This window comes from Marinobacter sp. L-13, assembly GCF_056857715.1.
This window is the reverse complement of record NZ_JBSXNQ010000068.1, coordinates 143,245-169,865: the sequence shown is the minus strand read 5'-3', so window position 1 is coordinate 169,865 and position 26,621 is coordinate 143,245. Positions and strand designations below refer to the sequence as shown.

Here is a 26,621-nt window from a genome sequence, read left to right as displayed (position 1 = left end):
ATCGTCTTGCCCGTGGCTGAACACCAGGCCGCGACCACACCGCCACCGCCAGCGAAGCTGCTGCCGGTGGCGGTGTTGCTTTGGCTGGCCGGCGTTTACCTGCGGATACCGGTACTGGTCGCGCCGCCCCTGGCGCCTTTCATCAGCAACGAACTGGCACTCACCCAGGCACTCACCGGCGCCCTGACCACCCTGCCCATCCTGATGCTGGCCATCGGCTCCATGCCCGGCTCACTGGCCATTGCCCGGATTGGCCCCCGCAATACCCTGGCTCTGGCCATGGTGATTATGGTGATCGGCTCCGCCGGGCGCGGCCTGATGCCCGACACCCTGACCCTGATGATTGCCAGTGCCGTCATGGGCATCGGCGTCTCCATGATGCAACCATCACTGCCGGCACTACTGCCCCGGTGGCTGGAACCCCACCACCTCGCGTTAGGCTCGGCGATCTACATGAACGGCATGCTGATGGGTGAGTTCATCGGTGCCGGCATCACGCTGCCTGTGCTCATGCCCCTGCTAGACAACAGCTGGCGCGCCACCCTGGTGGCCTGGTCACTCCCGGCGCTGCTGGTTGCCGCAGCCCTGTTCCTGCCCAAACGGGACCGGGCCAAACCGGTGCGAAAAGTAGCCTGGCTACCGGACTGGCATAACCCCTTGACCCTGAGAATCGGTCTACTGCTCGGCCTCTCCGGCTCGCTGTTTTTTGGCCTCAACGCGTACATGGGCAACCTGCTGCAGCATCAGGGCCAGTTCGACAAACTGCCGGATGCCCTGTTCTGGTACAACCTTGCCCAGGTCTTCGCCTCCCTGATCATGCTGAAAATGGCGCGCTACTGGGTCGGGCGTCGTGGCGTCATCGCCACCCTGGCCAGCATCAGCCTGCTCGGCGCCATTGGCGCGGTCATGCTTACCGGCTGGTGGTCCATCGTCAGTGCCACCCTCATGAGCTTGGTCGCCGGCATGCTCCTGATCCTGCTCGTAGCGATACCCCCGCTGGTGGTCTCCGCCGCCGAAACTGGCCGCCTCTCCGCCGGCACCTTCCTGGTCGGTTACACCGTCGCTTTTTGCGTGCCTATGCTTGGCGGTGTCGTCGCCGACTGGACCGGCGATGCCCGCCATGCCCTGATGCTGATGATCACCTACGGCCTGCTGGTCTTGCCCCTGGCCTTTACCCTGAACCTGGAACGAAAAAAGGACCAGCCCGAAAGCTGATCCTTCTCTGAATACCAATTTTCCCTTCGCGGACTCCCCATATCCAGCCGGAACGGCCGTGGGGCGGGGGTGTCCTTTCCGCCGGGAAAAAATGTCTGAGCAAAGCGAGTTGTTTTTCCCAGAGGAAAGGACACCCCCGCCCCGCGGCCAGACTCCGAACTAATACAGGGTCAGATGTAATAGTCCTTCAACGGAGGAAACCCATTAAACTCAATGGCGCTGTATGTCGTTGTATAGGCTCCGGTAGACAGCCAATACATCCGATCCCCAATCGCCAGATTCAACGGCAACGGATACTTGTGATGCTCATACATGATATCGGCACTGTCACAGGTCGGCCCGGCAATCACACAGTCCTCGCCTTCGCCCGCCTTCTCAGTCCAGATCGGAAACTTGATCGCCTCATCCAGGGTCTCGATCAGGCCTGAAAACTTGCCCACATCGGTAAACACCCAGCGATGCAGGGCAGTACGGGATTTCCGGGAAATCAGAACCACCTCGCTCACCAGAACACCGGCGTTGGAAATCAGCGATCGGCCCGGCTCGATGATGATCTCCGGCAGCTCCGCACCAAAGTCCTCGTGCAGGAAGCGGGCAATCTCCTCGGCGTACACCTTCAGCTCATTGGTGCGAGTGATGTAGTTGGCCGGGAAACCACCGCCCATGTTGATCATCTTAAGCTCGATACCGTCTTCTTCCTTCAGACGCTCGAAAATCACCTTCACCTTGTTCAGGGCCGCATCCCAGGCGCCAATCTCGCGCTGCTGGGAACCGACGTGAAACGACACGCCGTAGGGCACCAGACCCAGGTCACGGGCAAGGATCAGCAGGTCCATGGCCATGTCGGTCTGGCAGCCGAACTTGCGGGACAGCGGCCAGTCTGCCGTCAGGGTACCTTCGGTCAGGATACGCACATACACTTTCGAGCCCGGGGCCGCCTTGGCGATGTTGCGAAGGTCTGCCTCCGAGTCGGTGGCAAACATACGAACGCCTTTCTCGTAGAAGGTGCGAATGTCCTTCGCCTTCTTGATGGTATTGCCGTAGCTGATCCGCTCACCGGTCACACCCAGGGCCATCACCTTGTCCAGCTCGTAAACCGACGCGATATCGAAAGAGGCACCCTTGTCGCGCAGCATGGTCAGGATCTGCGGGGCCGGGTTGGCTTTCACCGCATAGTAAACCTTGGCGTAGGGGAAACCCTCGACCAGCTCGTCGTACTGACGGTCAATCGTTGCGGTATCGATCACCACAAACGGAGTTTCCTTGCCGTCGGCAAAGTCCTTGATGCGCTTGAACGTGTCGGCTTCGTAGTAATCGGCGATATTGGCGTTAGCGGCTTCGGTCATGGGTGGTGTTTCCCTCCACAGGGCAAACAGGCATAAAAAAAGGCACTACAGCAACGCTGCAGCACCCGTTAGATAGCGCGATCATCGGGCTTTTTTGAGGGCCCGGATATGAGCAAATCTACCCATAAGTAATGGGCAATACTGGCAACGCCACTGGCATGAATTCTGGCGGGAATTCCTAGACCGCCACCGGCCATATCGGCGGTGGTTCGGTAGGCCCGTCCGGGTCTTCCGGTTCAGTCTGTTCCCGTAGATAGCCGAGAATCGCTTCCTGGAGCTCCGTGCCCTGGCCCAATCCCTTGTTTCCGAACAACCGGTTGAATTCCAGTACGTAAGGGTGGCCATCCACCAGCGCAATATCAAAGCCGGCGTGATCAACACCCAGATCCCGGGCCAGCCGCAATGCCAGCGCCGTCATCGCCGGGGGAACCGGGCTGTTGTCGATGCGGCCACCTTGGGCCACATTGTTGTAGAAGCCCTGATCGGCCTGGGTTCGCCAGTAAGCCGTCAGCACCTGATCGCCAACCACAACAACTCGTGCATCCCGGTCCAGAGGCAGGTATTCCTGGGCGTAGAGCACGTCAGTGCGCTCGCAGTAGCGGCGCCAGTCCTCACGGGATTCAATCAGCCAGACGCCTTCGCCCATGCTGGCCTTGGGAAGCTTTGCCACGAACGGATGCACCATGGCATCCCAGATCATGTCACGTTCCACCGGGCCGTTGGCCTCAATCATGGTCCAGGGCGTGTGCTCCGGGGCCACCGTCTGGAATGCACGGGTCATCTCCACTTTGTCGTGGCCGATGCGGTAGCTGGCTTCGCTGGGAAACACCCGGCACTTGAGACCGTGAACCAGGGCATTTAACTGCCAGTACTCTGGAAACAGGACCCAATCTGCTTCCCGCAACAGTTCTTTATGACGCAAAAACTGGTCCGGCTTGAGGACGGTGGTGTCGGGAAAACCCAGGGTTCGGAAAATATCGAAGGAAACAAGGTGCATGGATACTGCGCACTCGGGGTTGAGTTGCGCGTATTTTATACAGGGCTGACATTCAGGCAAGTGCTATTTTCACCTCCAGACATCAGGAAAAGACCGTACAGGTGCTACCCTTGAAGCAGCACATAAGCACGGAAGAGCGGAATGCAGGAACTTGATGCGAGGGCAAAGTCCCTTCTGGCCGCACTGAAAGCGGACTCCCGGTCAGGCGCTACACAGCTGGCAATGAACACCCTCGATCAACTGCTATCTTACCTGGACGAGGTCGAGCCAGAGGGCGAGACATTTCTGAGGCTACTGGCAGAACTCCGGGCGGCACGCCCGAGCATGATCGTGATTGGCAATGCACTGGCCATGATCGAGCAGCGTCTTTCCAGTGATGTTCAGGTCGCACTTCAGGCCGTCATGGACATCAGAGACCAGCTGGAAAATGCCACCGGAACCATTGCCCGGCAAGCCCTCGATCTTCTGCCAGAGTCGCCGGTGATACTGACCCATAGCGCCAGCTCCGCGGTACTGGCGCTGTTTCGTAACATGGCGGAACAGCGCCAGGCCTTCTCTGTCATCTGCACCCAGAGCAGCCCGGGCTTCGAGGGCCACTCCCTGGCACGGGCGCTGAACGAGCTAGCCATACCCGTCACCTTGATCACCGATGCGCAGATGGGGCTGTTTGTGCCCCAGGCTGACCTGGTGATCACCGGGTGCGATACCTGGCTTTCCAATGGGCATTTTATCAACAAAAGCGGTACACACTTGTTGGCTCTGGCGGCCCATGCGGCCGGGAAGCCCCTCTGGGTTCTTGCCGACAGCTTCCGGAACAGCGACGCCGACCCCGGGTCGGTTGAACTCGAGGAAATGCCCGCGGAAGAACTCAACGCACCGCCGGGAGACTGGATAACGCCACGGAATATCTACTTTGAGCGGGTGCCACACGCGCTGGTCAGCAAACGCATCAGCGAGTTGGGCGTTTTTTCGTGCCCTGCTGAGCCTCGGCGGTAAACGGATCTTCCGGCCAGGGATGCTTGGGATACCGCCCACGCATATCCTTGCGCACCTCGGGGTAGGCGTTATGCCAGAAACTGGCCAGATCGGCGGTGACCGCCAGAGGCCGTTGCGCGGGGGACAACAGATGAAGCACCACCGGTACCCGCCCACCGGCAACGGCAGGGGTTTCTTTCCAGCCAAACAGCGCCTGGAGCTTGGCCGCCAACACCGGGCCATTGTCGGCGGTGTAATCCAGACTCACCCGCTGGCCGGTCGGTATGGTCAGATGTGTTGGCGCCAGACTCTGAAGCTGCTGCTGGGACGGGTAATCAATCAGGCTGTTAAGGGCCGCCAGCAAGTCGATCCGGGCCAGATCGGACCATCGGGTCATGCCGACCAGAAACGGGCCCAGCCAAACCTCGAGACTATCCAGTAACGCCGCGTCATCGGTGTCCGGCCAGCCGGAATCCGGGAAGGTTCTGGCGAGCAACCTCATTCGGGCACGCCACTGGCGACTGCCATCACTCCAGGGCAGGCTTTCCAGGCCCTTCTTCCGAATCGCGCTGAGCAGCCCCTGCCGGACCAGTTCCGGATCCACCCGGCCGAGCGGCTTTTCCTGAAGCACGAGTTCACCCAGTTTTCGCGCACGCCGCGCCAGAATTTTACCCTGGCTGTCGTCCCACAGTGCCTCTTCGATCTCCTGTATGTGGTCAGCCAGGTCGAGCTCCAGGTCCGGAATGTCCACCGGCGCGGCCAGGTAAATCGTGGCTTCGCGGGCCTGGCCATCCAGCTCGGCCGCCACCAGCCACTCGTGCCGTGCCAGGGGATCATCCTCTCTCAGTACCGCACCTTTGCCATTACTGAGCTGATACCTCGCCGCCTTATCCGATCGCCGCCTGGCAATACGGTCCGGATAGGCCAGGGCAAGCAATCGGCCGATTTCGGTCTCCGAGGGCGGTGTTGCCTCAGTCGTCCCGGGCCCGGAAAGACGCCGGGCCGACTGGCGTACAGCCTTCAGGCGAGCGACATCCAGCGTGCGATCCCGCCGTTCCCCGAAGAACACCCGAACCCGCTCGTGCATGTCCGCACCAGTTCCGGGGCCCAGGAGATCACGCTCTTCCAGCAAGGCGGCCACGGCCGCAGCCGCGCCTCCGAGCCCTATAGAACGGCCTTTCAGCACCATATGCGCCAGTCGCGGGTGTATACCCAGCTCCCGGGCCGCTTTGCCGTGGTCCGTAATAGCTCCGTCTGAATCGAGCAGATCGAGCCACCGCAGGAGGGCCACAGCCTGCCTCCAATGGGCGGCAGGGGGCTTATCAATCCAGGCGACGGCATCGGCTTCCCGCGCGCCCCACTGGGCTAATTCCAGCACCAAGGGTGCCAGATCGGCCTCCAGAATTTCGGGCGGCGTGTAATCGGCCAATCCGAACTGTTCCGATTCGCTCCACAATCGATAACAGACCCCGGGCTCCATCCGGCCGGCCCGGCCTTTACGCTGTTCCGCAGAAGCCCTGGATACCCGGCCAGTGACCAGGCGGGTCATGCCACTGTTGGGATCAAAAACGGCCCGACGCTGCTGACCGCAATCGATAACAACCCGAACCCCTTCAATGGTCAGACTGGTTTCGGCAATAGCCGTAGCCAACACCACCTTGCGCTGGCCTTCGGGAGCCGGCGAGATTGCCTGGTCCTGCTGCTCCGATTTCAGATTGCCGTATAGTGGAGCAAGCATCACCCGGTCCGGCAGGTTTGCACGGAGCTGTTGCTCAACCCGACGTATCTCACCCACACCGGGCAGAAACACCAGCAGTGAGCCGCTTTGATCAGCCAATGCCTCCCGAACCACAGCGGTAACCTGATCCACCATGCGGCCACTGCGCGGCAACGGCCGGTAATGAACATCGACCGGAAACGCCCGTCCTTCACTGGTTATTACGGGAACGTCTCCAAGCACTTGCGCAATCGGCCCGGTATCCAGGGTTGCGGACATCACCAGCAACCGCAGATCCTCCCGCAACGCCTGCTGCGATTCCCGCACCAGGGCCAGGCCCAGATCCGCCTGCAAAGAGCGCTCATGGAACTCATCAAAGATGACCGCCGCGTACTCCTCCAGCATCGGATCCACCTGGATCAGCCGGGTCAGGATGCCTTCGGTCACGACTTCGATCCGGGTGGCCGCAGACACACGGGTATCCAGCCTTGTGCGATAGCCTACCGTCTGTCCGGGCTGTTCATTGAGTTGCCGGGCCATGAACCGGGCGGCAGAGCGAGCTGCAAGCCGACGGGGCTCCAGCATCAGGATCTTGCCGTCACCGCGCCAGGGCGCATCCAGAAGGGCGGCAGGCACACGGGTGGTTTTACCGGCACCGGGCGGAGCCTGCAGAAGTACGGTAGTCGTGCGTTCCAGGGCCGCTTTCAGGTCTGGAAGAATGGCATCAATAGGGAGCATCGGATTCCGGGTTTCTGAAGCGTCAGGAGCTCACCCGTTCACGATTGGCCTTTGCCCACTGGTAAATCCGCTCAAAGGCCTCGGCCAGGTTGTGCGGATTATGGGGCGGCTGGATCACAGCAGCAAGTTCGCCGTCGGGGTTCAGCAGCGCAAAATGGCCGCTGTGATCCACCAGCAGCTCGCCATCCACCTCACGATGGACAAACACCGCGTTCAGGCTTTTGGCCAGTTCCCGCAAGGTGTCCAGATCTCCGGTCAGACCATGGAAATTTTCACCGAAGAAGTCCGTGTAGGCTTTGAGTTTCTCCGGCGTATCGTGCTCCGGGTCAGCGCTGACCAGCAGATAGTCAGGCTGGGGCAATTCCTTGGACAGCAGCTTGTCGGTCTGGCGCAAATTGGCCATGGCTGCCGGGCAGATATCCGGGCAATTGGTGTAGCCCACGAATGCAATGGTCCAGCGACCCCTCAGACTCTCCCGCGTGACCGTTTCACCGTTCTCATCCGTCAGCGTGAACTCTGCCAATTGACGAGGCTGATCATAGACATACGTATTGAACTCCGTCAGCTCCGGCGCCGGAATCGGTTCCTGGTTACCCACCAGAAATACCTGCCGTCCAACAACCAGTCCAAAGATCAGAACAACGATTAGCAGAAGGCAGAACAGGGTAAGGCGAATAGAGCTGGAGCTTTTCATGGGTGGTCCACTTCGTTGATCAGATAAGCAGACGGGGATGGCTTTCCGAAACCGTGCGGAGCCATGGATGGCGTAGCCGGGCGTACACGGACGTATTTACAGCGTGTTTCGGAAAGCCATCCCCGCCTGCGTCAGCACAATGTCTGACTCAGAAGAATACAAAATGATCCACAAGCAATACCACAAACAGGGCCATGAGGTAAGTGATGGAATACTTGAAGGTATTCAGGGCCACCCGCCGATCGTCACCCTTCAACAGCCTTACCGCATACTGCAGAAAGCGCAGGCCAAGGGCCAGGGCGCCCACCAGGTAGATACCGCCGGACATGCCTGTGACAAAAGGTAGCAGACTGACCGCCAGCAACATCAGGGTGTAGAGCAGGATGTGCAGCTCGGTGAACTTGTTGCCATGGGTGACCGGCAGCATGGGAATGCCCGCCTTGGCGTACTCTTCCTTGCGATGGATAGCCAGAGCCCAGAAATGCGGCGGGGTCCAGGCAAAAATGATCAGCACCAGCAGCAGAGCGTGGCCCTCAACCTGGCCGGTCACAGCGGTCCACCCCAACAGCGGTGGCATGGCTCCGGCAAGACCACCGATGGTGATGTTCTGGGGCGTAGCACGCTTGAGGAACAGGGTATAGACACCGGCGTAACCCACCAGGGAGGCGAGGGTCAGCCAGGCAGTGAGGTGATTCACCTGCCACATAAGCACGGCCATACCAACACACGCGAGTATCGTTGCGAACAGGATCGCATCCACAGGCGAGATCTTGCCTGTGGCCACCGGGCGCTTGCGGGTGCGAGCCATGACGGTGTCAATTTTCTGGTCTACCACATGGTTGACCACTGCAGCCGCGCCGGCCAGCAGGGCGATACCCAGATTGCCCCAGACCAAGACGCCCCAACCGGGCACGCCTGGCGCCGCCAGCAGCATCCCGATAACCGATGTGAGGATCATCAGCGCGACAACCCTGGGCTTGGTCAGCTCCAGGTAGTCACGCCAGGAAATGGTTGTTCTGGAGTCGCTCGCAATTGCCTGGGCCGGCAGTGCTTCCACTTGCTCGCTCATGCCGTAACCTCCTGGTTCATTGTTGTTGTGTGTGTTGCCGGGATGCTATGTGGTTCGAGTAACAGCTGATGCCGCCAGATCAGGTGAATGACTGACAACAGCAGACCTGCGCCCATGGCGTTGTGGGCCACGGCGATGGACAGGGGAATATGGAAAATTACGTTGGCCAGACCCAACAGGATCTGAACACCCAGCAGGACCGCCACCAGCCGGATGGCGTTATCCAGGCCGGAATCACCACGTCGACGCCACATCAACGCCAGTAATGCGGCGAAATAGACCAGCACCAGCATGGCACCGAGTCTGTGAGTGACATGAATGGCCACCCGGCCATCCGCCGTCAGCTGGCCACCCAGGTAGTTCGGGCCCACATGCTGGGTCACGTCAAAGCCGTGCCGGAAATCCATGCCCTCAGGCCACCACTGGCCCTGACAGGTGGGCAGATCGGTACAGGCAACGGCCGCGTAGTTGGCCGCTGTCCAGGCCCCCAGGGCAATCTGCATCACCACTAACAGCAGCCCGCCATAGAGCCAGGGCCGGAAACCGGACAGGGCATTGGATGGCGGGGGCTCCCGATCCCCTGTCCGTCTGGCCTGACGTCGCAACCGGAGGGCCAGCAGCGTCAGGAGACTCAGGGTGGTAAAGCCGCCAAGCAGGTGCAGCGCCACCACCTGGGGCCACAGTTTCAGGGTCACCGTCCACATGCCGAAAGCGCCCTGAAGAATGATGAAACCGGCGATAAACAAAGGCAGCTTTACCGGAACACCCTGGCGCCGGTTACGAACCGCGTAGGCCGCCAGGCCGAACACCACCAGCCCCAGGGTGCCGGCGGCGTAACGGTGGATCATTTCGGGCCAGCCTTTTTGCACATCCACCGGCGTATCGGGAAAACGGGCATTCGCTATGGCAATGTTCGATTCGCTCTGGGGCACCGTGAGAAAACCATAGCACCCGGGCCAGTCAGGACACCCCAGCCCTGCGTGCACCAGGCGGGTCCAGGCACCCAGCATGATCACGACAACCGCCAGCAAAACGGCAAAGGTTGCCCACTTTGCCATCTTGTGGGCTGCCGTAGTTGGGGAAACAGATGACTGATTCAAGGCTGACTCTCCGCTCTGGCCATTAACCGATCTGCGACAGTTTGAGCAGGTGTTTCAGGTCCTCCAGCATATCCTTACCAGTATGCTCGGAACCGTAATGCATCATCACATTACCGAACGGATCAACCAGCAGGATGCGCGGCTCCGCTTCCGGATTGATACCGGCTGGCCAGTCCGGCCGGGCACCCGCCGCAGGCACAAGGCGCTCCATGGAGCTGTATTCGGAGGACCAACGCGCCTGCAGATCGGAGGGCACACTACCCAGTGCGGCAGCCCGGGAGACCCGGTTGGCGTTCTTGCCAAGGGCGATATTCACCTGCCTGGCCAGATAGAGCAGCTCTTCGCACTGACTGCCACATTGGCCGGCAGCCACAATCATGAGCCAGTCCGGATCGATTTTTTCCGGGCCAAAGCGTTCTGCCAGCGGAGTACCGGAAGCCGTTTCGAGATTGAGCGTTGAAACCGGGGCCACTGGCTGGAGCAAAACGCCGTTATTGGTGTGGCCGGCCGGGTTCAGCCAGCCGGTATAAAACATGATGGTTGCAACAATCATCGGGCCAAAACCCAGCGCAAACAGGAGGAATGCCGTGCGACGGCCGCGACGCACCTGTTCCGGGGTTGGCCCTTCGTTGTGTTCCTGGTCGGATATCCGGTTAGCCATTGTCATTGTCATTATTGGCTCCTGTCTTTCGGTAACTCGCCACTATAGTCAATATAGTCAGCGCCACGGCCAGCGCAAACCATTGCGTGGCATATCCGTAATGGGTTTGTGGCCCCATCAGGTCCGGTTCCCAATCCGCCCGGTAAGCGCCCGGCTGGCGATTGCCGGAAAGCCTTACTATTTTGTCGGGAAGATCCGGAATCTCCTTTCGTGCGGCCTCTCCGGACAGACTCTGTACCCGCCGGGGCCACGGACCGCCTGCCTCTGGCTGATCCACCAGCACCGGCGGCACCGGATAGTCACTGAGTCGACCTTCCAGGGTAAAAATCCCTTCCGGCGTTTCCAGCTGCGGGAGCTGATCCCGGGTTCGCGGCGCCTGGACCCAACCGCGATTAACCACAATCGGCGGCCCTTCCAGAGGACGAAACTCTGTCAGGACTTCATAACCCGGGATGCCATCACGGGTCCGGTTATCCAGCAGCCAGTTTCGGCTTCCGTACATCCCGGTCAGTGTCAGAGGCCGACCACGGGTCAGATCACCGGACTCCATGTCCTGCCAGGCCCGGTTTTCCGCTTCCTGCTGCCACTGGTTCAGCAGAAGCTGCTTTTCTTCCGCCCGATTCAGCTGCCAGACACCGAGGCCAATAAGTATGGGCAGGAAGACGCCGCTGAACACCAGCAATCGCCAGTCAAAGTGCCATTGACGGTGTTGGCCCTGCGAATCAGACATGCTCTGCTATAGTGACCTCAACGGGTCTGGAACCTGTTCCTGCCCGTACATTCACTGCACCTACAAAAACAGGAACTCCCATGCTCAAGGGCTTTATCGTTTTTCTGATGCTTGCCGTCGTGGTGAGTCTGTTCAGTGGCCTGTTCTTTCTCATCAAGGATGGCGGCAAAACCAACCGGGTGGTGAACTCCCTGGCGGTTCGGGTCACACTCAGCATACTGCTCCTGGCGGTCATTCTGATTGCTCTGTGGCAGGGCGCCCTGACATTGAACCCGACGCCCTGATCAACCTTTTTCAGAGAATGTAGACAAAGACAAAGAGACCAAGCCACACCACGTCCACAAAGTGCCAGTACCAGGCCGCCGCTTCAAACCCGAAGTGATTATCGGCCGTGAAGTGGCCTTTGTTTATGCGAATCAGCATGATGATCAGCATCAGAGACCCGAGAATCACATGTGCCCCGTGGAAGCCTGTCAGCATGAAGAAGGTGCTGCCGTAGATCCCGGATTGCAGAGTCAAATCGAGGTCCTGGTAGGCGTGCATGTACTCATAGCCCTGGACAAACACGAACACGATGGCCAGCGCAATGGTCAGGGCAAGCCAGAGCTTGGTTTTCGCCCGATTGCCCGCCTTCAGGGCATGGTGAGCCACGGTTACCGTGAAGGAAGATGTCACCAGCAGAATGGTATTCATCAACGGCAAGCCCCATGCACTGATGACCTCTTTGGGTCCGGGGTAGGCCTCCGGGCTAGGGTTATTGATGAGAGGCCAGCTCGACTGAAAGCCTTCCCACAGCATGTTGGAGGAACCCCGGTCGCCCTCGCCACCCAGCCAGGGCACAGCGAAAACCCGAACGTAAAACAGGGCCCCGAAAAACGCGGCGAAGAACATCACTTCCGAGAAAATAAACCAGCTCATGCCCCAGCGGAAAGAACGATCCATCTGCGGACTGTACAGCCCGGCCCGGCTTTCCTTGATGACGTTCCCGAACCAGCCGAACAACATGTACGCCATGATGATGGCGCCAATCATGAACATGATCCAGGCACCGGTGGTGCTCTCGCCCTGCTTGCCGTTGACCATGATGGCCGCAACCCCATAGAGGGTCACGCCGAGGCCAACCGTCGCAATGATGGGCCACTTGCTCTGTTCCGGAACGTAGTAGGTCTGGTTTTCCGCCATGACAGTCTCCGATGGCTTATCCGTTATCGTTTGTTGTTGTGTCTTTCCGGGAAGTTTGCGTTACCGCCGGCTGCTTGCCCTGATCGTAAAGCGTATAGGACAGGGTGAGTTTCGTGATGTGCGCCGGCAGGTCTTTATCGACGATAAAAATCAGGGGCATTTCAGTGCTTTCGCCGGCTTCAAGCGGTTGCTGGTTGAAGCAGAAGCACTCGGTCTTGTGGAAGTAGAGCGTGCCTTCCGAGGGCGCAAGGCTGGGAACCGCCTGCCCGACCATCGGCTCGGCCGTGGGGTTCTCGGCATAGAAGTTCACCGTCGTCGGCTCTCCGGGATGCACTTCCACGGAGCGCACAACCGGGCGAAACTTCCAGGTCATTCCCGGGCCATTGGACGCAAGAAACTGAACTTTTACCGTCCGGCTCATGTCAGCTTCGGCCACCTCGGTGGACTCGTATCGCCCGCCGGTTTTGCCGTTTATCCCGGTAATCTCACAGAACACGTTGTAGAGAGGCACCATGGCAAAGCCGAAGGCAAACATGCCAACTACCCCGGCCAGGCACCAACCCACAACACGGTTGGTGCTGCGGGATGCGCCTGCCTTGTTTGCCTGCTGGTTCGACATGGTGCCGGCCTCCGGTTACTTAACTTCCGGTGGTGTCGAGAAGGTGTGGTAAGGCGCCGGTGAGGGCACGGTCCACTCAAGACCTTCGGCACCATCCCAGGGCTTGGCGGCCGCCTCTTTGCCACCCCTGATGCACTTGACCACGATAAACAGGAACAACAGCTGTGTGGCACCGAACATGAATGCACCGACACTGGAAACCATGTTGAAATCGGCGAACTGCAGCGCGTAATCCGGAATCCGTCGTGGCATGCCTGCCAGTCCCAGGAAGTGCATCGGGAAGAACGCCAGGTTCATGCCAACAAAAGACAGCCAGAAATGGGTCTTGGCCAGGGTTTCGTCATACATGTGCCCGGTCCACTTGGGCAGCCAGAAGTAAGCCGAAGCGAAGATCCCGAAGATGGCACCCGGCACCAGCACATAGTGGAAGTGGGCAACCACGAAATAGGTATCGTGGTACTGGAAGTCAGCCGGCGCGATGGCCAGCATCAGACCGGAGAAACCTCCAATGGTGAACAGGATCACGAAGGCCACGGCAAACAGCATGGGCGCCTCAAAGGTGAGAGAACCCCGGAACATGGTGGCCACCCAGTTGAACACCTTCACCCCGGTGGGCACCGCGATCAGCATGGTGGCGTACATGAAGAACAGCTGGCCAACGATGGGAATGCCAACGGTGAACATGTGGTGGGCCCAGACCACGAAAGACAGCAGGGCAATGGCACCGACCGCATAGACCATGGAGGCATAGCCAAACAGGGGTTTGCGGGAAAATGCCGGAATGATATGGGAGACCGCCCCGAAGGCCGGGAGGATCATGATGTATACCTCGGGGTGCCCGAAGAACCAGAACACGTGCTGGAACAGTACCGGATCGCCGCCGCCGGAGGCGTCAAAGAAGCTGGTGCCGAAGTTGATGTCCATCAGCATCATGGTCACCACACCGGCCAGGACCGGCATCACCGCAATCAGCAGGAACGCCGTAATCAGCCAGGTCCAGACAAACAGGGGCATCTTCATCAGGGTCATGCCCGGCGCCCGGAGGTTCAGGATGGTGGCGATCACGTTGATCGCGCCCATGATCGACGAGATACCCATGATGTGGACCGCGAAAATGAAGAAGGTCGTGCTCGGCGGCCCGTAGGTTGTGGACAGGGGCGCGTAGAAGGTCCAGCCGAAGTTGGGACCGCCGCCTTCCATGAACAGGGTGGAAACCAGAATCAGGAAGGCGCAGGGCAGCAGCCAGAAGCTCCAGTTGTTCATCCGGGGCAGCGCCATGTCTGGAGCCCCGATCATCAAGGGCAGCATCCAGTTGGCAAGGCCGACAAACGCCGGCATGACCGCACCAAAGACCATGATCAGACCATGCATCGTGGTCATCTGGTTGAAGAATTCCGGCTGCACGATCTGCAGCCCGGGCTGGAAGAGTTCTGCCCGGATGACCATGGCCATGCTCCCGCCCAACAGGAACATGGCAAAGCTGAATATCAGGTACATGGTCCCGATATCCTTGTGGTTCGTGGTCAGCAGCCAGCGGCTGATGCCTTTTGCCGGGCCGTGATGATGATCCTGGGCGTGGGTATCTGCAACCGCACTCATGAAAACCCCCGTTACCGCCATTTATTGTGGCTGGTGATATCTGTTATCTGGCGTTGATTACTGCTGGTTCTTGTAATCAAAAATTTCTTTCGGAGTGACCATTTCACCGGTGTTGTTACCCCAGGCGTTCCGCTCGTAGGTAATCACCGCCGCCAGGTCCACTTCGCTCAGCTGGTTGCCGAAAGCCTGCATGGCCGTGCCGGACTTGCCGTTCACAACGATGTCTATGTGAGCCGCCATGTCCTGGGTTGCAATGGGACTGCCCTTCAGCGCCGGGAACGCCGGTGGCGCACCGCTGCCGTCGGCCTGGTGGCAGGCAGCACAAGCGGTCTGGTAGGCTTTTTCGCCCCGTTCCATCAGCTCGGCCATGGTCCAGTCTTTCTGGGTCAACTGGCGCTCGCGCTCGGCAGCTTCCTTCTTCTCCGCGACCCAGGTGTTGTATTCCTCCTCGGGAACCGCCTCGACAACCACCGGCATGAAGCCATGGTCCTTGCCACAAAGTTCGGTGCACTGACCGCGGTAAATGCCGGGCTTGTCGACGCGGGTCCAGGTCTCGTTGATGAAGCCTGGAATCGCATCTTTCTTGACACCAAAGTCCGGCACCCACCAGGAGTGGATAACATCGTTCGCCGTTACCAGAAAACGAATCTTTTTCCCGACCGGAATCACCAGATGGTTATCCACCTCGAGAAGGTAGTTTTCACCTTTGGCCTGTCGGTTCTCAATCTGGTCACTTGGCGTCGCCAGGTTGGAAAAGTAGCCGAAATCTTCATTGATATATTCGTATTGCCACTTCCACTGATACCCGGTGATCTTGATGTCCACCTCCGATTCGGAGGTGTCATACATGTCGACCAGGGTCGCCGTGGCAGGAATCGCCATAACAACGAGGATCACAAACGGTATGATGGTCCAGAGAATTTCTACCAGGGTGTTCTCGTGAAAGTTGGCCGGTTTGGCGCCCTGGGATTTTCGGTGGGCAAAAATAGACCAGAACATGACTCCGAAGACCACGACGCCAATGACGACGCAGATCCAGAGTATGGTCATGTGAAGGCTGAAAATTTCGTTACTGGTGCCGGTCACCCCCGGGGTCATGTTCAGTGTCCAGTCCGCCATGGACCAGGCGGGGAACATCAGACCGCCTAAAAGGGCACCTGCCCGCTGAGCGTGCACGCGCATACTGTGTCTCCACAGAGTGTTATTCTTGTCGGATTTTGCGTTATCCCGCTGGCATTTTCGGCGTCGCATACACCGCAAAACCAGAGTGGAAGCCTGCTTTCGGATACTCAGCTTGGAGTATAGACACAGATCAAAAAAAGACTAAAAAATCGGCTAAACCCAAAAAAGCTAAACAGAATTTTTTAAGAATTAAAACGCATATGCCTTTTAACTTGCCGGCAACCGACCGACGTCTCTGGGCCCTGGCCTGGCCATTGATGCTCACCAACCTCACCGTCCCTCTCCTGGGACTGGTGGATACGGCCGTGCTCGGCCACCTGGAAAGCCCGGAGTATCTTGGCGCCGTCGCCGTTGGTGCCAATCTGTTCAGCATCCTGTACTGGACCTTTGGCTTCATGCGCATGGGCACGACCGGCCTGGCCGCTCAGGCCTGGGGCAAGCGGGACAACTTCAGCCAGGTCGCATTACTGCTGCGCTCGATCCTGTTGGCAACCGGGATCGGCCTTCTTCTCATTCTGTTTCACCAGCCTCTGATCCAGACCGGCCTGAGCCTGATGAATCCCAGTGACAACGTGACCGAACTGGCGGCCGAGTACGCCGGAATCCGGATCTGGAGCGCGCCGGCCGTTCTCTGCCAGTACACGCTGGTTGGCTGGCTCATCGGCACCCAGTTTCCACGGGGCCCGATGATCATGCTGATTGCAGCAAACGGCCTGAACATCGTGCTGGATATTCTTTTTGTTACCGTGCTTGGCTGGAACAGCCGTGGCGTTGCCATTGCCACTGTGATCGCCGAATACGGCGCCGCCGCCATCGGTTTCCTGATCGTATTACGACGAATGCCTGAGGGGCAGGGGCTGACGAGGGCTCTGTTCGGCAAACTCGAGGATTACCTGAGGATTCTCCAGGTTAACCGCTACATCATGGTCCGAACCATCGCGCTGTTATTGGTGCTGGCATTCTTTACCGCCCAGGGCGCCCGTCAGGGAGACACCATCCTCGCTGCCAATGCCGTTCTGATCACCTTTCTTCTGTTGATCTCCAACGCCCTGGACGGTTTTGCCAATGCTGCCGAGGCGCTGATTGGCGAGGCTATCGGCAAAGGCAGCCGGCGGCGCTTCCGGGTGGTCTTTCGCAGTGCCCTGCGATGGTCACTCTGGGGCGCCCTCTTGCTCACCATTGTTTTTGTGGCCGGCGGGCATTGGCTCATTGCACTGCTAACCGGTATCGAGGAAGTGAGAGCCACCGCCTGGCGTTACCTGCCCTGGCTCTGGCTGCTACCTTTTGCCGCAGTCTGGGGCTTTCTTCTTGATGGGATTTTTATCGGCGCAACCCGGACCCGGGACATGCAGAACACCATGCTGTTTTCGGCCCTTGCCGTGTTTGCACCGGTCTGGTGGCTGACAACCGGATGGGGCAACCACGGGCTCTGGTTCGCGCTGATCTCCCTGATGGTGGCGCGGGCTCTGAGCATGGGATGGCTGTGCTGGTCCCATACCAGGAACGATCGTTGGTTCCAGAGCCAGTGACGCAGATTCAATCCGTAACATTACAGGCGGGGATTTTCACCACAGCGGAAAAGCAGGGGCAAAAATCTCGGCTACACTTGTCTAAAAAGGCAGGCACGATGTGGTAGCCAGCCCTCCTCTCCTGCCCGGGAACTCGTTGCTATCAGTTGCTAACAACGGGAGGCGCCTTGCGACCTCAATTCGTTCAGACATCGGCTTCTCCTGAAATGACACCACAGGTAGTCCTTGAGATTATTGACCAGGCGCGGCGCAAGGAAGCCCGCTCCGGGACCTTCCTCCGACAGCTTCACGAAAAGGTTGCCGCGCTCCCGTCTGCGGTCACTATTGAGGGGTATCAGCCCGCCACCTGCCTGTTCCAGTTCGTGGTTGAGTACATCGAAATGGCACCAAGGCTGATCGAATGCGTCGAAGCCTGTGCCCGGGAAGCCGGCAAAGCCGATCTGTTTGAGCCCTTTGTGAATGCCGCCATCCGGTATTTTACCCAGCCATCAGCGCTCCTGGTTCGCTACGACGGTCTCGATGGCCTGCTGATCCGCGCCTACCTTTGTCATCGGTTGATGGAAGAAATGTACGAAAACAACCGGTGTACCCGGGCCAGCGAAATCGTGGATATGGAAGCAACTCGTGCTAATCTTCTGGCTCATCAGCTTATCGGCGAGCCCTTTGCCAACGAGCTGGACGACTCCATCACCGTAACCGTGTTGCAGATAGCAGGCACGCCGGACTACTACGAACTCAACCTCGACCCGTTTGTCGAGCAGGTGAACAACGCCGCCTGGGACTGGATGCGGCATTACTGGGAAAATCTGCTGGTAAGGAACCACATTCGATTTTCTCTCGGGTCCGGCCTGGCCTGACAGGTTCAGAGGTTTAATGAAAGTATCAGCGATTGCAGTGCTGGCGGGACTGTTGATTTCTGCCATGGTATCGACAGCCAACGCGTACGAGCTGTCCGTAACCGTCACCCTGGAAGGCAACACCGAACCCGTGGCCAATGCCGTGGTTTCCGTAGACAGTGCCCGTCCGGCAACACCGGTTTCTGCCGAAATCTATCAGAAGGATCGCGCCTTCCACCCCCATGTACTGGTGGTGCCAGTCGGCTCCAGCGTGGATTTCCCGAATCGCGACAATACCCAGCATCACGTGTATTCCTTCTCGCCGGCAAAAACCTTCAACATCGAGCTTTACGCCGACCGCCCGGCGGCTCCCATTGTTTTCGACAAGCCAGGCATCGTTGAACTGGGCTGCAACATTCACGACCACATGCAGGGCTTTGTGGTGGTCACCGACACCGCTGCCACCGGCCGGACAGATGCCTCCGGCAAGGTCACCCTCTCGCTCGATGCACTGCCCAGCGAGGGCAGCCAGGGCACGGTGACACTTGAGATCTGGCACCCACGACTGCCGGATAATACCCGCCCGGTCACCCGTGAAATCGAACGTGATAGCGAGTCCGCAATCGTCACCCTCAATCTTGAGCCCGAGCCCGCCGCGGAAGGCTCGCTGGACCGTCTCCAGCAGCGCTTTCGGGAGCTTTGATGGGTCTGGTATCTCGTCTCGGATTCCGGGGCCGGCTTATTGCCGCCATGATCTCTCTGGTGGCGCTGGTCAGCCTGGTGATCGTCGCCCTGCTGATGGTGTACCTGTTCGAGGATGAGAAAAGCCGGGCACTGGAACAGCTGGCCATCGGAGAGCGGCTGACCAACGAGGTCATTGACCGCCGGACTGAGCTGGAACTGTCCCGGCTCAGTGTTGTGGTGCAGGATTTCGGCTTTCGCTCGGCCATTGCCAGCCGCGACCCGGCAACCATCGACAGTGCCCTGGAAAACCACAGCGGCAGGGTGGGTGCCGACTTCGCGCTCTTGCTGGACAGTCAGGGAGAGCCCCTGGCCTCGACCCTGCAAAACCCTTTTCCTGCCGTCAGCCAGGAACAGCTGACAAGCACCCGTCGTAATGGGTTTACCCGGTCACTGCGGGCCATTGATGGCAGGGGCTACGAGATTCTCATCATCCCGATAGAGGCCCCGGGGCTTCGGGCCTCGCTGGTCAGCGGCTTTGCCATGGACCAGTCCCTGGCAGAGGTCATCGCCAGGCTCAGTGGCACCTCGGTGATCTTCCGGGCGCGATCGAACCAGAACGACAACCTGAACAGTTTTGCCGCCACCAGCAGCATCGATGCCAAGCTGGAACAGGAGCTTGCAGGCGCATCCGCCAACGCCAATTTTATTGAAAGTGCCGGTTATTTCACCCGGATCATCAACCTGGGCGAATCAGACCCCGCCGCCGTCCAGGCCGTGCTCCTGATCAGCCGTGATGCCACGCTCCAGAATTACTACCGGCGAGCGGTGGAAATTGCCCTGCTGGTGACCGCCATCCTGATTTTCGCCATTCTGCTGGCGCTGGTCATTGCCCGGAACCTCGGGCGCCCGGTTTTGCAGCTGGCAAGCTACGCGCGGGCTATCGGTGAGGGCACCACACCCGAGGCACCGGCCATCCGGGCCGGCGGCGAACTGACCCAGCTCCGCAACGCCCTGCGGGATATGCTGTCTGGCCTTCGGGAGCGGGAAGCCCAGATCCGCTATGCGGCGACCCACGATGACGTCACCGGACTGAAAAACCGCAACGCCCTGATGCAGGAGGCCGCCGAGCTGTTTGAGAACCGTGGCACGGGTTCACTGGTGGGGATCCGGCTCAACGATCTCTCCGATATCAACGACACCCTGGGGCTGGAATTCGGCGACAAGGTCCTGATCGGTATTGCCAAGCGCCTGCAGCAGGAACTCCCGGACGCCCATATCCTCGCCCGCACCGGTGGCGGCGAATTCCTGGCCCTGATCCCTTCACTGCCCCCGGAGCAAGGCAGTGACAGAATCCGGCAACTGCACGCGCTCATCGAATCTCCCTTGCAGGTAGACCAGACGCCCTTCTCCCTCAGGGTCACCATCGTCACCATGGAACTGCCGGAAGATGCCTCGGATACCGACGCCCTGCGTCGCCGGCTCAATCTCACCTTCGAGCAGGCCGAGGCCCATCCCGAAGCCTTCACACGCTACAAGCCCGGACAGGATGAAAGTCATCTCCGGGAACTGAAACTGGTTACCGATCTGCACACCGCCATCCTGAACAACGGGTTGCACATGAACTATCAGCCAAAACTGAACAGCCAGACCGGCGAGCTGGAGCAGGTGGAAGCGCTGGTGCGATGGATTCACCCGGAGTTGGGCTTTATTTCCCCGGAAGAGTTTATCTTTCTTGCCGAACAGTCGGGACAGATCCACGATCTGACAGCCCACATACTCCAACGCGTAGCCAGCGATGCCCGGCGATGGCATGAACAGGGTGTCGACGCGGGCGTTGCCATCAACCTGTCCGCCATGGACCTGATCTGGCCCGCCCTGACCCGGCACATTGCCGAAACCTTTTCCGATTGGCACCACGACCTGGAACGGGTCACCCTGGAAGTGACCGAGAGCGCCCTGATGGAAGACCCGGAAGTGGCCATGGCCACCCTGAAACAGCTTCGGGAGCTGGGCGTGACTTTGTCGGTAGATGACTTCGGCACCGGCTATTCCTCGTTGTCCCAGCTCCGCAAACTGCCGGTACAGGAGTTGAAGATCGACAAATCGTTCGTACTTAAACTGGATTCCGAGCCTCAGGACCAGCTGATTGTGCAGTCCACCATTGATATGGCCCACGGCCTCGGGCTGAAGGTTGTAGCCGAAGGTATCGAGAACCTGGAGGCGTGGCGTCTTCTGCAGCATTGGGGCTGCAACCTGGCTCAGGGTTTCTACCTGAGCCGTCCGGTCGCACCGGAGGACCTGCCGGAGACGGCCCATTCCCTGGCTGCACGCCGGGAGCAATTGACCCATACCAACCCGGAGTATTCAGAATGACAGCTAGACGTCTGATGGCCCTAATCCTGGCGTTTCTGGCAGCACCGACTGCCACGGCCGACATCGGCAGCCGGATCTGGGCGACCGGCGGCGTTACCACCATAGAGGGCAGTGCCGGCGGCGGCCTGGTACCCTGGGCACTGCTGGGGAGCTATGCCAGCGACGAGGAGTGGGGTGGCACCCTGGCACTCAGCCGGGCCGAAGTGGACGATTACACGCTTGCGGTTACCGGTGCCGGCTTGAACTGGAATAACCGGCTGGAGCTCACCGTGGCGCGGCAGACCCTGGATCTGGACAGCCTGGTGTTTACCCTCAAAGACGGCTTCGGCCTTGAACAGGACGAGCTGAACCAGGATATTTTTGGCGCCAAGATCCGGCTCGTTGGCGATGTGCTTTACAGTCCCTCGGGCCAGTGGTCCGCCGGCGTGCAGTACAAGCGGCAGCGGGATTTCACCGTATCCTCGGCGATCGGCGCCCGGGATGACAGTGGCACCGATGTCTATGTCAGCGGCAGCAAGCTGTTCTTCGCCGCCGTGATGGAACGCAACCTGCTGGTTAATCTGACCGCCCGGGCCACCCGGGCCAACCAGGGCGGGCTTCTCGGTTTTGGCGGCGACCAGAACAACAGCCACGAACTGATGATGGAGGGCAGCGTCGGGCTTTTCCTCAACCGCCAGTGGCTGGTGGGCGCGGAATACCGGCAAAAACCGGACAACCTGGGGTTTGCCACCGAAGATGACTGGTGGGACCTGTTCGTGGCCTGGGTGCCGGACCGTCGTCTGGCGGTCACGGGCGCCCTGGTCAACCTGGGTGACGTTGCCACACTGGAAGACCAGCAAGGTCTGTATCTGTCGCTGCAGGGGAGTTTCTGATCATGGCACTTACCAATCTCTACCTTACGCCTACCGCCCTGTTAATCTCGCTGGCACTGATGCTCGGTGGCTGCCAGAGTCTGAACAGCCAACCTGATAGATCCCTTTATCAGCAGCTCGGTGAACGTGAAGGCATTGAAAACGTGGTGGAGGACCTGCTCTACCTGATCGTCGAGGACGAACGCATCAACCAACAGTTCAAAGGCATGGATGTCGCCCGGTTTCACCAGAACCTCACGGATCAGTTGTGCGAGCTCAGCGGTGGGCCCTGCAGCTATACCGGGCGAGAGATGCGTGAACTGCACTCTGACATGGACATCACGGACACCCAGTTCAATGCCCTGGCCGAGAACCTGATTCTGGCCATGGAACAGAACGATATCCCAACCGGCGCCCAGAACCGACTGATCAAACAACTGCTGCCGCTTTACCCTGACATTCGCAATCTGTAGAACGGAGACCTGTACCTTGCTCGAAAACGCTGATCTGGGAAAACTGATTATCCGCCTGACCCTGGGCGGCCTGATGCTGTTCCATGGCATTGCCAAGCTGCTCAACGGCATCGGCTTCATTGAAGGGGAGCTGGCCAGCCACGGCCTGCCAACCTTCCTCGCCTACGGGGTGTACGTGGGTGAGATCATCGCGCCGCTGATGGTCATCCTTGGGTATCAGACCCGGATCGGTGCGCTGCTGATTATTTTCAACATGCTGTTTGCCATCATCCTGGTTCACGGCAACGAACTCCTGAGCCTTGGGCGCAGCGGCGGCTGGGCGCTGGAGCTGCAGGGCTTCTTCCTCTTTACAGCAGTTGCAGTGATATTCCTCGGACCAGGGCGGTACAAACTGAAGAACTGAAGATCCGGGAGACCTCAGGCACCAGGTGCGCTCGCCGCCCTGAAATCCCGCGCCACCATAACCCGGTTACGGCCAGACTCCTTGGCCGCGTATAGCGCCTCATCGGCCTGACGGATGAGCTCCTGGGGCTCCATATCTGGCCCTGGCACCAGGCACGCCACGCCCACACTGATGGTAAGACTGACCGGAGCCACCCGTTCCCCGGAATGCACCGGGGAACGGGCCACCGCCTGACGCACTCGCTCGGCCACCCGAACCGCTCCCTCCTCAGGCGTGGCTGGTAGCAGGATGCTGAATTCCTCGCCGCCATAGCGGGCCAACAGATCCCCGGAACGCTGCACTTCTGCGACGCACAAGGCGGCCACCGCGGTCAGGCAATCGTCGCCAACCAGGTGTCCCAGCTCGTCGTTTACCCGCTTGAAGTGATCAATATCCAGCATCAACAGGCTCAACGGGTGACCGTGTCTCTGGGCCCGTCGCCACTCATCGTTGAGTTTTTCATCGAACCGACGCCGGTTGGCCACATGGGTCAGACCGTCGGTGAGGCTGATCGCCTTGAGCTGCTCATTGGCCCGTTCCAGTTCGTCGGTGCGCGCCTGAACCCGCATCTCCAGGGTCAGGTTGGCCTGCTGCTGGATCGCCAGCGCCTGCTCCTGGGCCTCATGGCGCTTGCGACGTTCCAGGTTGATCCGGTAGGCAAGCGCAAAGGAAAGCAGAACCACCTCCAGGGCCACGCCGATCTGAGGCATGAACTCGGTCAGGAAACTGCGGGGCATGATGCCAAGCTTGCTGACCGCGAGAATCAGATGGCCGATCAGCAATGGCGTCCAGGCCAGAACGTAGAAACCGCCCAATACCTGACCTTTCCGCCAGACCAGGAAACCGATGAACCAGACCGCGGGAGTGACCACTGCCGCAATCGCGCTGACCAGGACAATCCCCGTCTGGTAACTGCCAAAAAGAGTAAAGACGAAGCTGGCAGAAATGGCGGCCAGAATCCACTGCAGGAAGCGGTAACTTCTGAGGCTGTAGGACCGGATATTGAGAAAACGGATGGCGAAGATAATGGCGGAGAACAGAGCGAAACAGATAACCGGAATGGTGAAATACCGGTTGATACCCGGGGCATTCGGCCACAGCCACTGGAAGAGCACACCATTGAAGTTGAGCTGAACCAGCCCGGTAAACACAACCGTCAGCACGTACCAGAAGTAGGTGGAATGGCGCACGATGACAAACAGAAACAGATTGTAGAGCGCCATCGCAGCGATGATACCCAGAAACATCGTCTGCCAGCCGTAAGACAGCTGCTCATTGGCCAGGAATTCGGCCGAAGGCGTGACTGCCACGGGAATCTGTACCGACCCGAGCGTTTGCACGCGCACAAAGGCGGTCGCCGTATCGGTATTCGACGGTACCAGGAAGACGAAATTGCGGTGATAAATCGGGCGACTGCTGAACGGGAGGGTATCGCCCGTATGGTGGGTCTGGATCAGCTCGCCATCAACCACCCAGTGCACGGACACCTCGTCCAGCAACGGATAGCCGATTTCCAGAACCCGGTTCACCGGCTCTGGCGGAATCTCGACTCTCAGCCAGAAACTGCCATCGCTGAACCCGCGATTAAAAACCTCATTTGAGCCAAACCTCTGCCAGGCGCCCGGGGGCAGGGCGCGAACGTCTTCGAGTGCCAGCTCATCGGCGGGCGCTTCCAGCCAGTCAAAGGCTACGGGAGCGGCCTGAACAGGCGCGCTGGCCAGGCATGCCAGCGACAGAAAAATCAGAAGGATGCAGGATAACTGCCGCATCATAGCGGTTTCCGGTTTCCGGGCCCTTCCTGGTGTTCTACACTTTCAGGCCCTGACTGAGTCTTTTTGCATCCTTGCAGTTGCTTCCATTTTAGACGGTTGCGCGTGCTGCGTCCTCTATAACTGCAAGGCCAGCATAGCCTGAAACCATCGAGGCCGAGAATGACCGAACGCAAGAACGACATACGCCCTGGCCGTTACCGGCACTATAAGGGCAAGGATTACGAAGTACTCGGGATCGCCCGGCACAGTGAAACTGAAGAACAGATGGTGGTTTATCGCTGCCTGTACGGTGATTACAGCCTCTGGGTACGCCCGCTGACCATGTTCCGGGAAACCGTGGAAATGGCCGGCGAACAGGTCCCCCGCTTTGCCCGCCTTGATGAAGCCTGACCGTTACACAACCGCTTTGACTACCGCGACCATTTCCTGCACATTACCGCGCTTTTCATGATGCCGGTCCCCACAAGGGGCCGGACAAACCATTAATTCCTACCCGGAGTTTTGCCATGAATGCCGTTGTTGCTGCGGTTGCCATCATGCTCGTCCTGAGTTTGTGCCGCATTCACGTTGTTGTTGCCCTCATCATCGGTGCCGTATCCGGCGGCCTGATTGCAGGAATGTCCCTGGAAGCCACCATCGAAGCCTTCAATAGCGGCCTGGGCGGCGGTGCCACCGTGGCACTGTCCTATGCCACCCTCGGTGCTTTCGCCGTTGCCATCGGCAAGTCCGGCCTGGCCCACGCCCTGGCCGACAAGGCCCTGGCCCTGGTCGGTCGCCAGGAAGAAGGCGCCGCCGTTAACGGCATCCGCTTCCTGATCATTGGCCTGCTGCTGGCCATTGCCATCTCGTCCCAGAATATCCTGCCGATCCACATTGCCTTCATACCGTTGGTAGTACCGCCGCTGCTGTACGTGATGGCAAAACTGAACATGGACCGCCGCCTGGTTGCCTGTGTGCTGACCTTCGGCCTGATTACACCCTACATGTTTTTGCCCGTCGGCTTTGGCGGCATTTACCTGAACGAGATCCTGATCGCCAAGATCAACGCCAACGGCGTCGATGCCTCCGGCCTGAGCGTCATGAAAGCCATGGCCCTGCCGGCACTGGGCATGCTGTGCGGCTTGCTGATCGCGGTCTTTTTCAGCTACCGCAGTGGCCGCACCTACAACCTGGAAACCATCACCAAAGCCGAACGGGTAGACACCAGCTATAGCCCCCGCACCCTGGTTATGGCTCTGTTGGCCATCGTCACCGCCTTTGTAGTGCAGCTCTGGCTTGGCTCGATGATCCTGGGCGCCCTGGCCGGGTTCGTGCTCTTCAACCTGTCTGGTGTGGTGCGCTGGAAGGAGGCCGACGACCTGTTCACCGAGGGCATGAAGATGCTGGCGATGATCGGTTTCATCATGATCGCCGCGTCTGGTTTTGCCGAAGTGATGCGGGAAACCGGTGAAATTGCCGCCCTGGTGGACAGCTCCGTGGCGACCATCGGCGAGAACAAGGCCATGGCGGCGCTGCTGATGCTGGTGGTGGGTCTGCTGATCACCATGGGTATCGGTTCGTCCTTCTCGACCATCCCCATTATCGCGGCCCTGTACGTGCCCCTGGCCCTGCAGTTGGGTTTCAGCCCCCTGGCCATCGTGGCCCTGGTCGGCACCGCCGGCGCCCTGGGGGATGCCGGTTCCCCGGCCTCCGACTCCACCCTCGGCCCCACCGCCGGCCTGAACGCCGACGGCCAGCACAACCACATCTGGGATACCGTGGTGCCGACGTTCCTGCACTACAATTTGCCGCTGCTTGGCTTTGGGTGGTTGGCGGCTATGGTTCTCTGAGCTTGGAG

General features: G+C 59.5%; 25 protein-coding genes. 12 read left to right on the top strand and 13 right to left on the bottom strand.

What is annotated here, in order from left to right; genetic code table 11:
* The first annotated feature begins 12 nt into the window (after positions 1–12).
* The gene (locus tag AC13DD_RS19960; protein ID WP_104270389.1) at positions 13–1,215 is read left to right on the top strand and encodes an MFS transporter; all 1,203 of its coding nucleotides are present in this window, start codon (positions 13–15) and stop codon (positions 1,213–1,215) included.
* Between the two features lie 170 nt (positions 1,216–1,385).
* Here the strand turns inward: AC13DD_RS19960 and AC13DD_RS19955 are convergent, their stop codons facing one another.
* Together AC13DD_RS19955 and AC13DD_RS19950 are read right to left on the bottom strand one after the other, a co-directional pair.
* Complete coding sequence (locus tag AC13DD_RS19955) at positions 1,386–2,561, bottom strand: type III PLP-dependent enzyme (protein WP_008176745.1); 1,176 nt, start codon at positions 2,559–2,561, stop codon at positions 1,386–1,388.
* 178 nt (positions 2,562–2,739) lie between these two features.
* On the bottom strand, positions 2,740–3,558 hold the full coding sequence (locus tag AC13DD_RS19950; protein WP_053113477.1) for an alpha-L-glutamate ligase: 819 nt from the start codon (positions 3,556–3,558) through the stop codon (positions 2,740–2,742).
* A gap of 141 nt (positions 3,559–3,699) precedes the next feature.
* Here AC13DD_RS19950 and AC13DD_RS19945 point away from each other — a divergent pair, with 141 nt between their 5' ends.
* Entirely contained in the window at positions 3,700–4,554 is an 855-nt protein-coding gene (locus tag AC13DD_RS19945) for an eIF2B alpha/beta/delta subunit family protein (protein ID WP_008176740.1), read from the top strand.
* Here AC13DD_RS19945 and hrpB read toward each other — a convergent pair.
* From hrpB to AC13DD_RS19915, 6 genes are all read right to left on the bottom strand, one after another.
* Positions 4,508–6,988, bottom strand: a complete 2,481-nt coding sequence (gene hrpB, locus AC13DD_RS19940) for an ATP-dependent helicase HrpB (RefSeq protein WP_482931641.1) — start codon at positions 6,986–6,988, stop codon at positions 4,508–4,510. The genes AC13DD_RS19945 and hrpB overlap by 47 nt on opposite strands.
* Before the next feature lie 22 nt (positions 6,989–7,010).
* A complete protein-coding gene (locus AC13DD_RS19935) occupies positions 7,011–7,682 on the bottom strand; it encodes an SCO family protein (RefSeq protein ID WP_088558551.1) in 672 nt (223 codons plus the stop codon).
* 148 nt (positions 7,683–7,830) lie between these two features.
* A complete protein-coding gene (gene cyoE / locus AC13DD_RS19930; RefSeq protein ID WP_014578909.1) occupies positions 7,831–8,751 on the bottom strand; it encodes a heme o synthase in 921 nt (306 codons plus the stop codon).
* Positions 8,748–9,809 (bottom strand): COX15/CtaA family protein, encoded by a 1,062-nt coding sequence (locus AC13DD_RS19925; RefSeq protein WP_053113475.1) that lies wholly within the window; start codon positions 9,807–9,809, stop codon positions 8,748–8,750. Before AC13DD_RS19925 ends, cyoE begins: the two co-directional genes overlap by 4 nt.
* A 64-nt stretch (positions 9,810–9,873) precedes the next feature.
* Positions 9,874–10,512, bottom strand: coding sequence for a hypothetical protein (locus AC13DD_RS19920; protein WP_053113474.1), 639 nt, complete (start codon positions 10,510–10,512; stop codon positions 9,874–9,876).
* Positions 10,505–11,242 carry an SURF1 family protein gene (locus AC13DD_RS19915; protein ID WP_092032210.1) on the bottom strand — a complete coding sequence of 246 codons (738 nt, stop codon included), beginning with the start codon at positions 11,240–11,242 and terminating at the stop codon, positions 10,505–10,507. The genes AC13DD_RS19920 and AC13DD_RS19915 overlap by 8 nt, the downstream gene beginning before the upstream one ends.
* An 80-nt stretch (positions 11,243–11,322) precedes the next feature.
* Between AC13DD_RS19915 and AC13DD_RS19910 the strand changes: the two genes are divergently transcribed.
* Positions 11,323–11,526: a twin transmembrane helix small protein gene (locus tag AC13DD_RS19910; RefSeq protein ID WP_053113472.1), complete on the top strand. Its 204-nt coding sequence runs from the start codon at positions 11,323–11,325 to the stop codon at positions 11,524–11,526.
* Positions 11,527–11,536: 10 nt separating this feature from the next.
* On the opposite strand, the gene AC13DD_RS19905 is transcribed toward AC13DD_RS19910, so the two are convergent.
* From AC13DD_RS19905 to coxB, 4 genes are read right to left on the bottom strand one after another with little or no spacing between them, the layout of a single operon-like run.
* Complete coding sequence (locus AC13DD_RS19905) at positions 11,537–12,424, bottom strand: cytochrome c oxidase subunit 3 (RefSeq protein ID WP_014578903.1); 888 nt, start codon at positions 12,422–12,424, stop codon at positions 11,537–11,539.
* Positions 12,425–12,440: 16 nt separating this feature from the next.
* Entirely contained in the window at positions 12,441–13,043 is a 603-nt protein-coding gene (locus AC13DD_RS19900; RefSeq protein ID WP_092032207.1) for a cytochrome c oxidase assembly protein, read from the bottom strand.
* 15 nt (positions 13,044–13,058) lie between these two features.
* Positions 13,059–14,642 (bottom strand): cytochrome c oxidase subunit I, encoded by a 1,584-nt coding sequence (gene ctaD / locus AC13DD_RS19895; protein WP_041645872.1) that lies wholly within the window; start codon positions 14,640–14,642, stop codon positions 13,059–13,061.
* Positions 14,643–14,699: 57 nt separating this feature from the next.
* Positions 14,700–15,824: a cytochrome c oxidase subunit II gene (coxB, locus tag AC13DD_RS19890; protein WP_482931640.1), complete on the bottom strand. Its 1,125-nt coding sequence runs from the start codon at positions 15,822–15,824 to the stop codon at positions 14,700–14,702.
* A gap of 200 nt (positions 15,825–16,024) precedes the next feature.
* On the opposite strand from coxB, the gene AC13DD_RS19885 reads away from it, so the two are divergent.
* The 7 genes from AC13DD_RS19885 (at position 16,025) to AC13DD_RS19855 (ending at position 22,973) form a co-directional block, all read left to right on the top strand.
* Positions 16,025–17,353 carry an MATE family efflux transporter gene (locus AC13DD_RS19885; RefSeq protein ID WP_482931639.1) on the top strand — a complete coding sequence of 443 codons (1,329 nt, stop codon included), beginning with the start codon at positions 16,025–16,027 and terminating at the stop codon, positions 17,351–17,353.
* A 206-nt stretch (positions 17,354–17,559) separates the two neighbouring features.
* A complete protein-coding gene (locus tag AC13DD_RS19880) occupies positions 17,560–18,210 on the top strand; it encodes a hypothetical protein (RefSeq protein WP_008176713.1) in 651 nt (216 codons plus the stop codon).
* 16 nt (positions 18,211–18,226) lie between these two features.
* Positions 18,227–18,892, top strand: coding sequence for a methylamine utilization protein (locus tag AC13DD_RS19875; protein WP_104270382.1), 666 nt, complete (start codon positions 18,227–18,229; stop codon positions 18,890–18,892).
* On the top strand, positions 18,892–21,246 hold the full coding sequence (locus AC13DD_RS19870) for a putative bifunctional diguanylate cyclase/phosphodiesterase (protein ID WP_104270381.1): 2,355 nt from the start codon (positions 18,892–18,894) through the stop codon (positions 21,244–21,246). The genes AC13DD_RS19875 and AC13DD_RS19870 overlap by 1 nt, the downstream gene beginning before the upstream one ends.
* Complete coding sequence (locus AC13DD_RS19865; RefSeq protein ID WP_104270380.1) at positions 21,243–22,118, top strand: DUF3034 family protein; 876 nt, start codon at positions 21,243–21,245, stop codon at positions 22,116–22,118. Before AC13DD_RS19870 ends, AC13DD_RS19865 begins: the two co-directional genes overlap by 4 nt.
* A 2-nt stretch (positions 22,119–22,120) precedes the next feature.
* Positions 22,121–22,570, top strand: a complete 450-nt coding sequence (locus tag AC13DD_RS19860) for a group I truncated hemoglobin (RefSeq protein ID WP_008176706.1) — start codon at positions 22,121–22,123, stop codon at positions 22,568–22,570.
* 16 nt (positions 22,571–22,586) lie between these two features.
* A complete protein-coding gene (locus tag AC13DD_RS19855; RefSeq protein ID WP_008176705.1) occupies positions 22,587–22,973 on the top strand; it encodes a DoxX family protein in 387 nt (128 codons plus the stop codon).
* Positions 22,974–22,987: 14 nt separating this feature from the next.
* On the opposite strand, the gene AC13DD_RS19850 is transcribed toward AC13DD_RS19855, so the two are convergent.
* Positions 22,988–24,784, bottom strand: coding sequence for a sensor domain-containing diguanylate cyclase (locus tag AC13DD_RS19850; RefSeq protein WP_199185491.1), 1,797 nt, complete (start codon positions 24,782–24,784; stop codon positions 22,988–22,990).
* Between the two features lie 159 nt (positions 24,785–24,943).
* Between AC13DD_RS19850 and AC13DD_RS19845 the strand changes: the two genes are divergently transcribed.
* The gene (locus AC13DD_RS19845; RefSeq protein WP_104270379.1) at positions 24,944–25,174 is read left to right on the top strand and encodes a DUF1653 domain-containing protein; all 231 of its coding nucleotides are present in this window, start codon (positions 24,944–24,946) and stop codon (positions 25,172–25,174) included.
* Positions 25,175–25,290: 116 nt separating this feature from the next.
* Positions 25,291–26,613 (top strand): Na+/H+ antiporter family protein, encoded by a 1,323-nt coding sequence (locus AC13DD_RS19840; RefSeq protein ID WP_092032198.1) that lies wholly within the window; start codon positions 25,291–25,293, stop codon positions 26,611–26,613.
* The last annotated feature ends 8 nt before the right edge of the window (positions 26,614–26,621 follow it).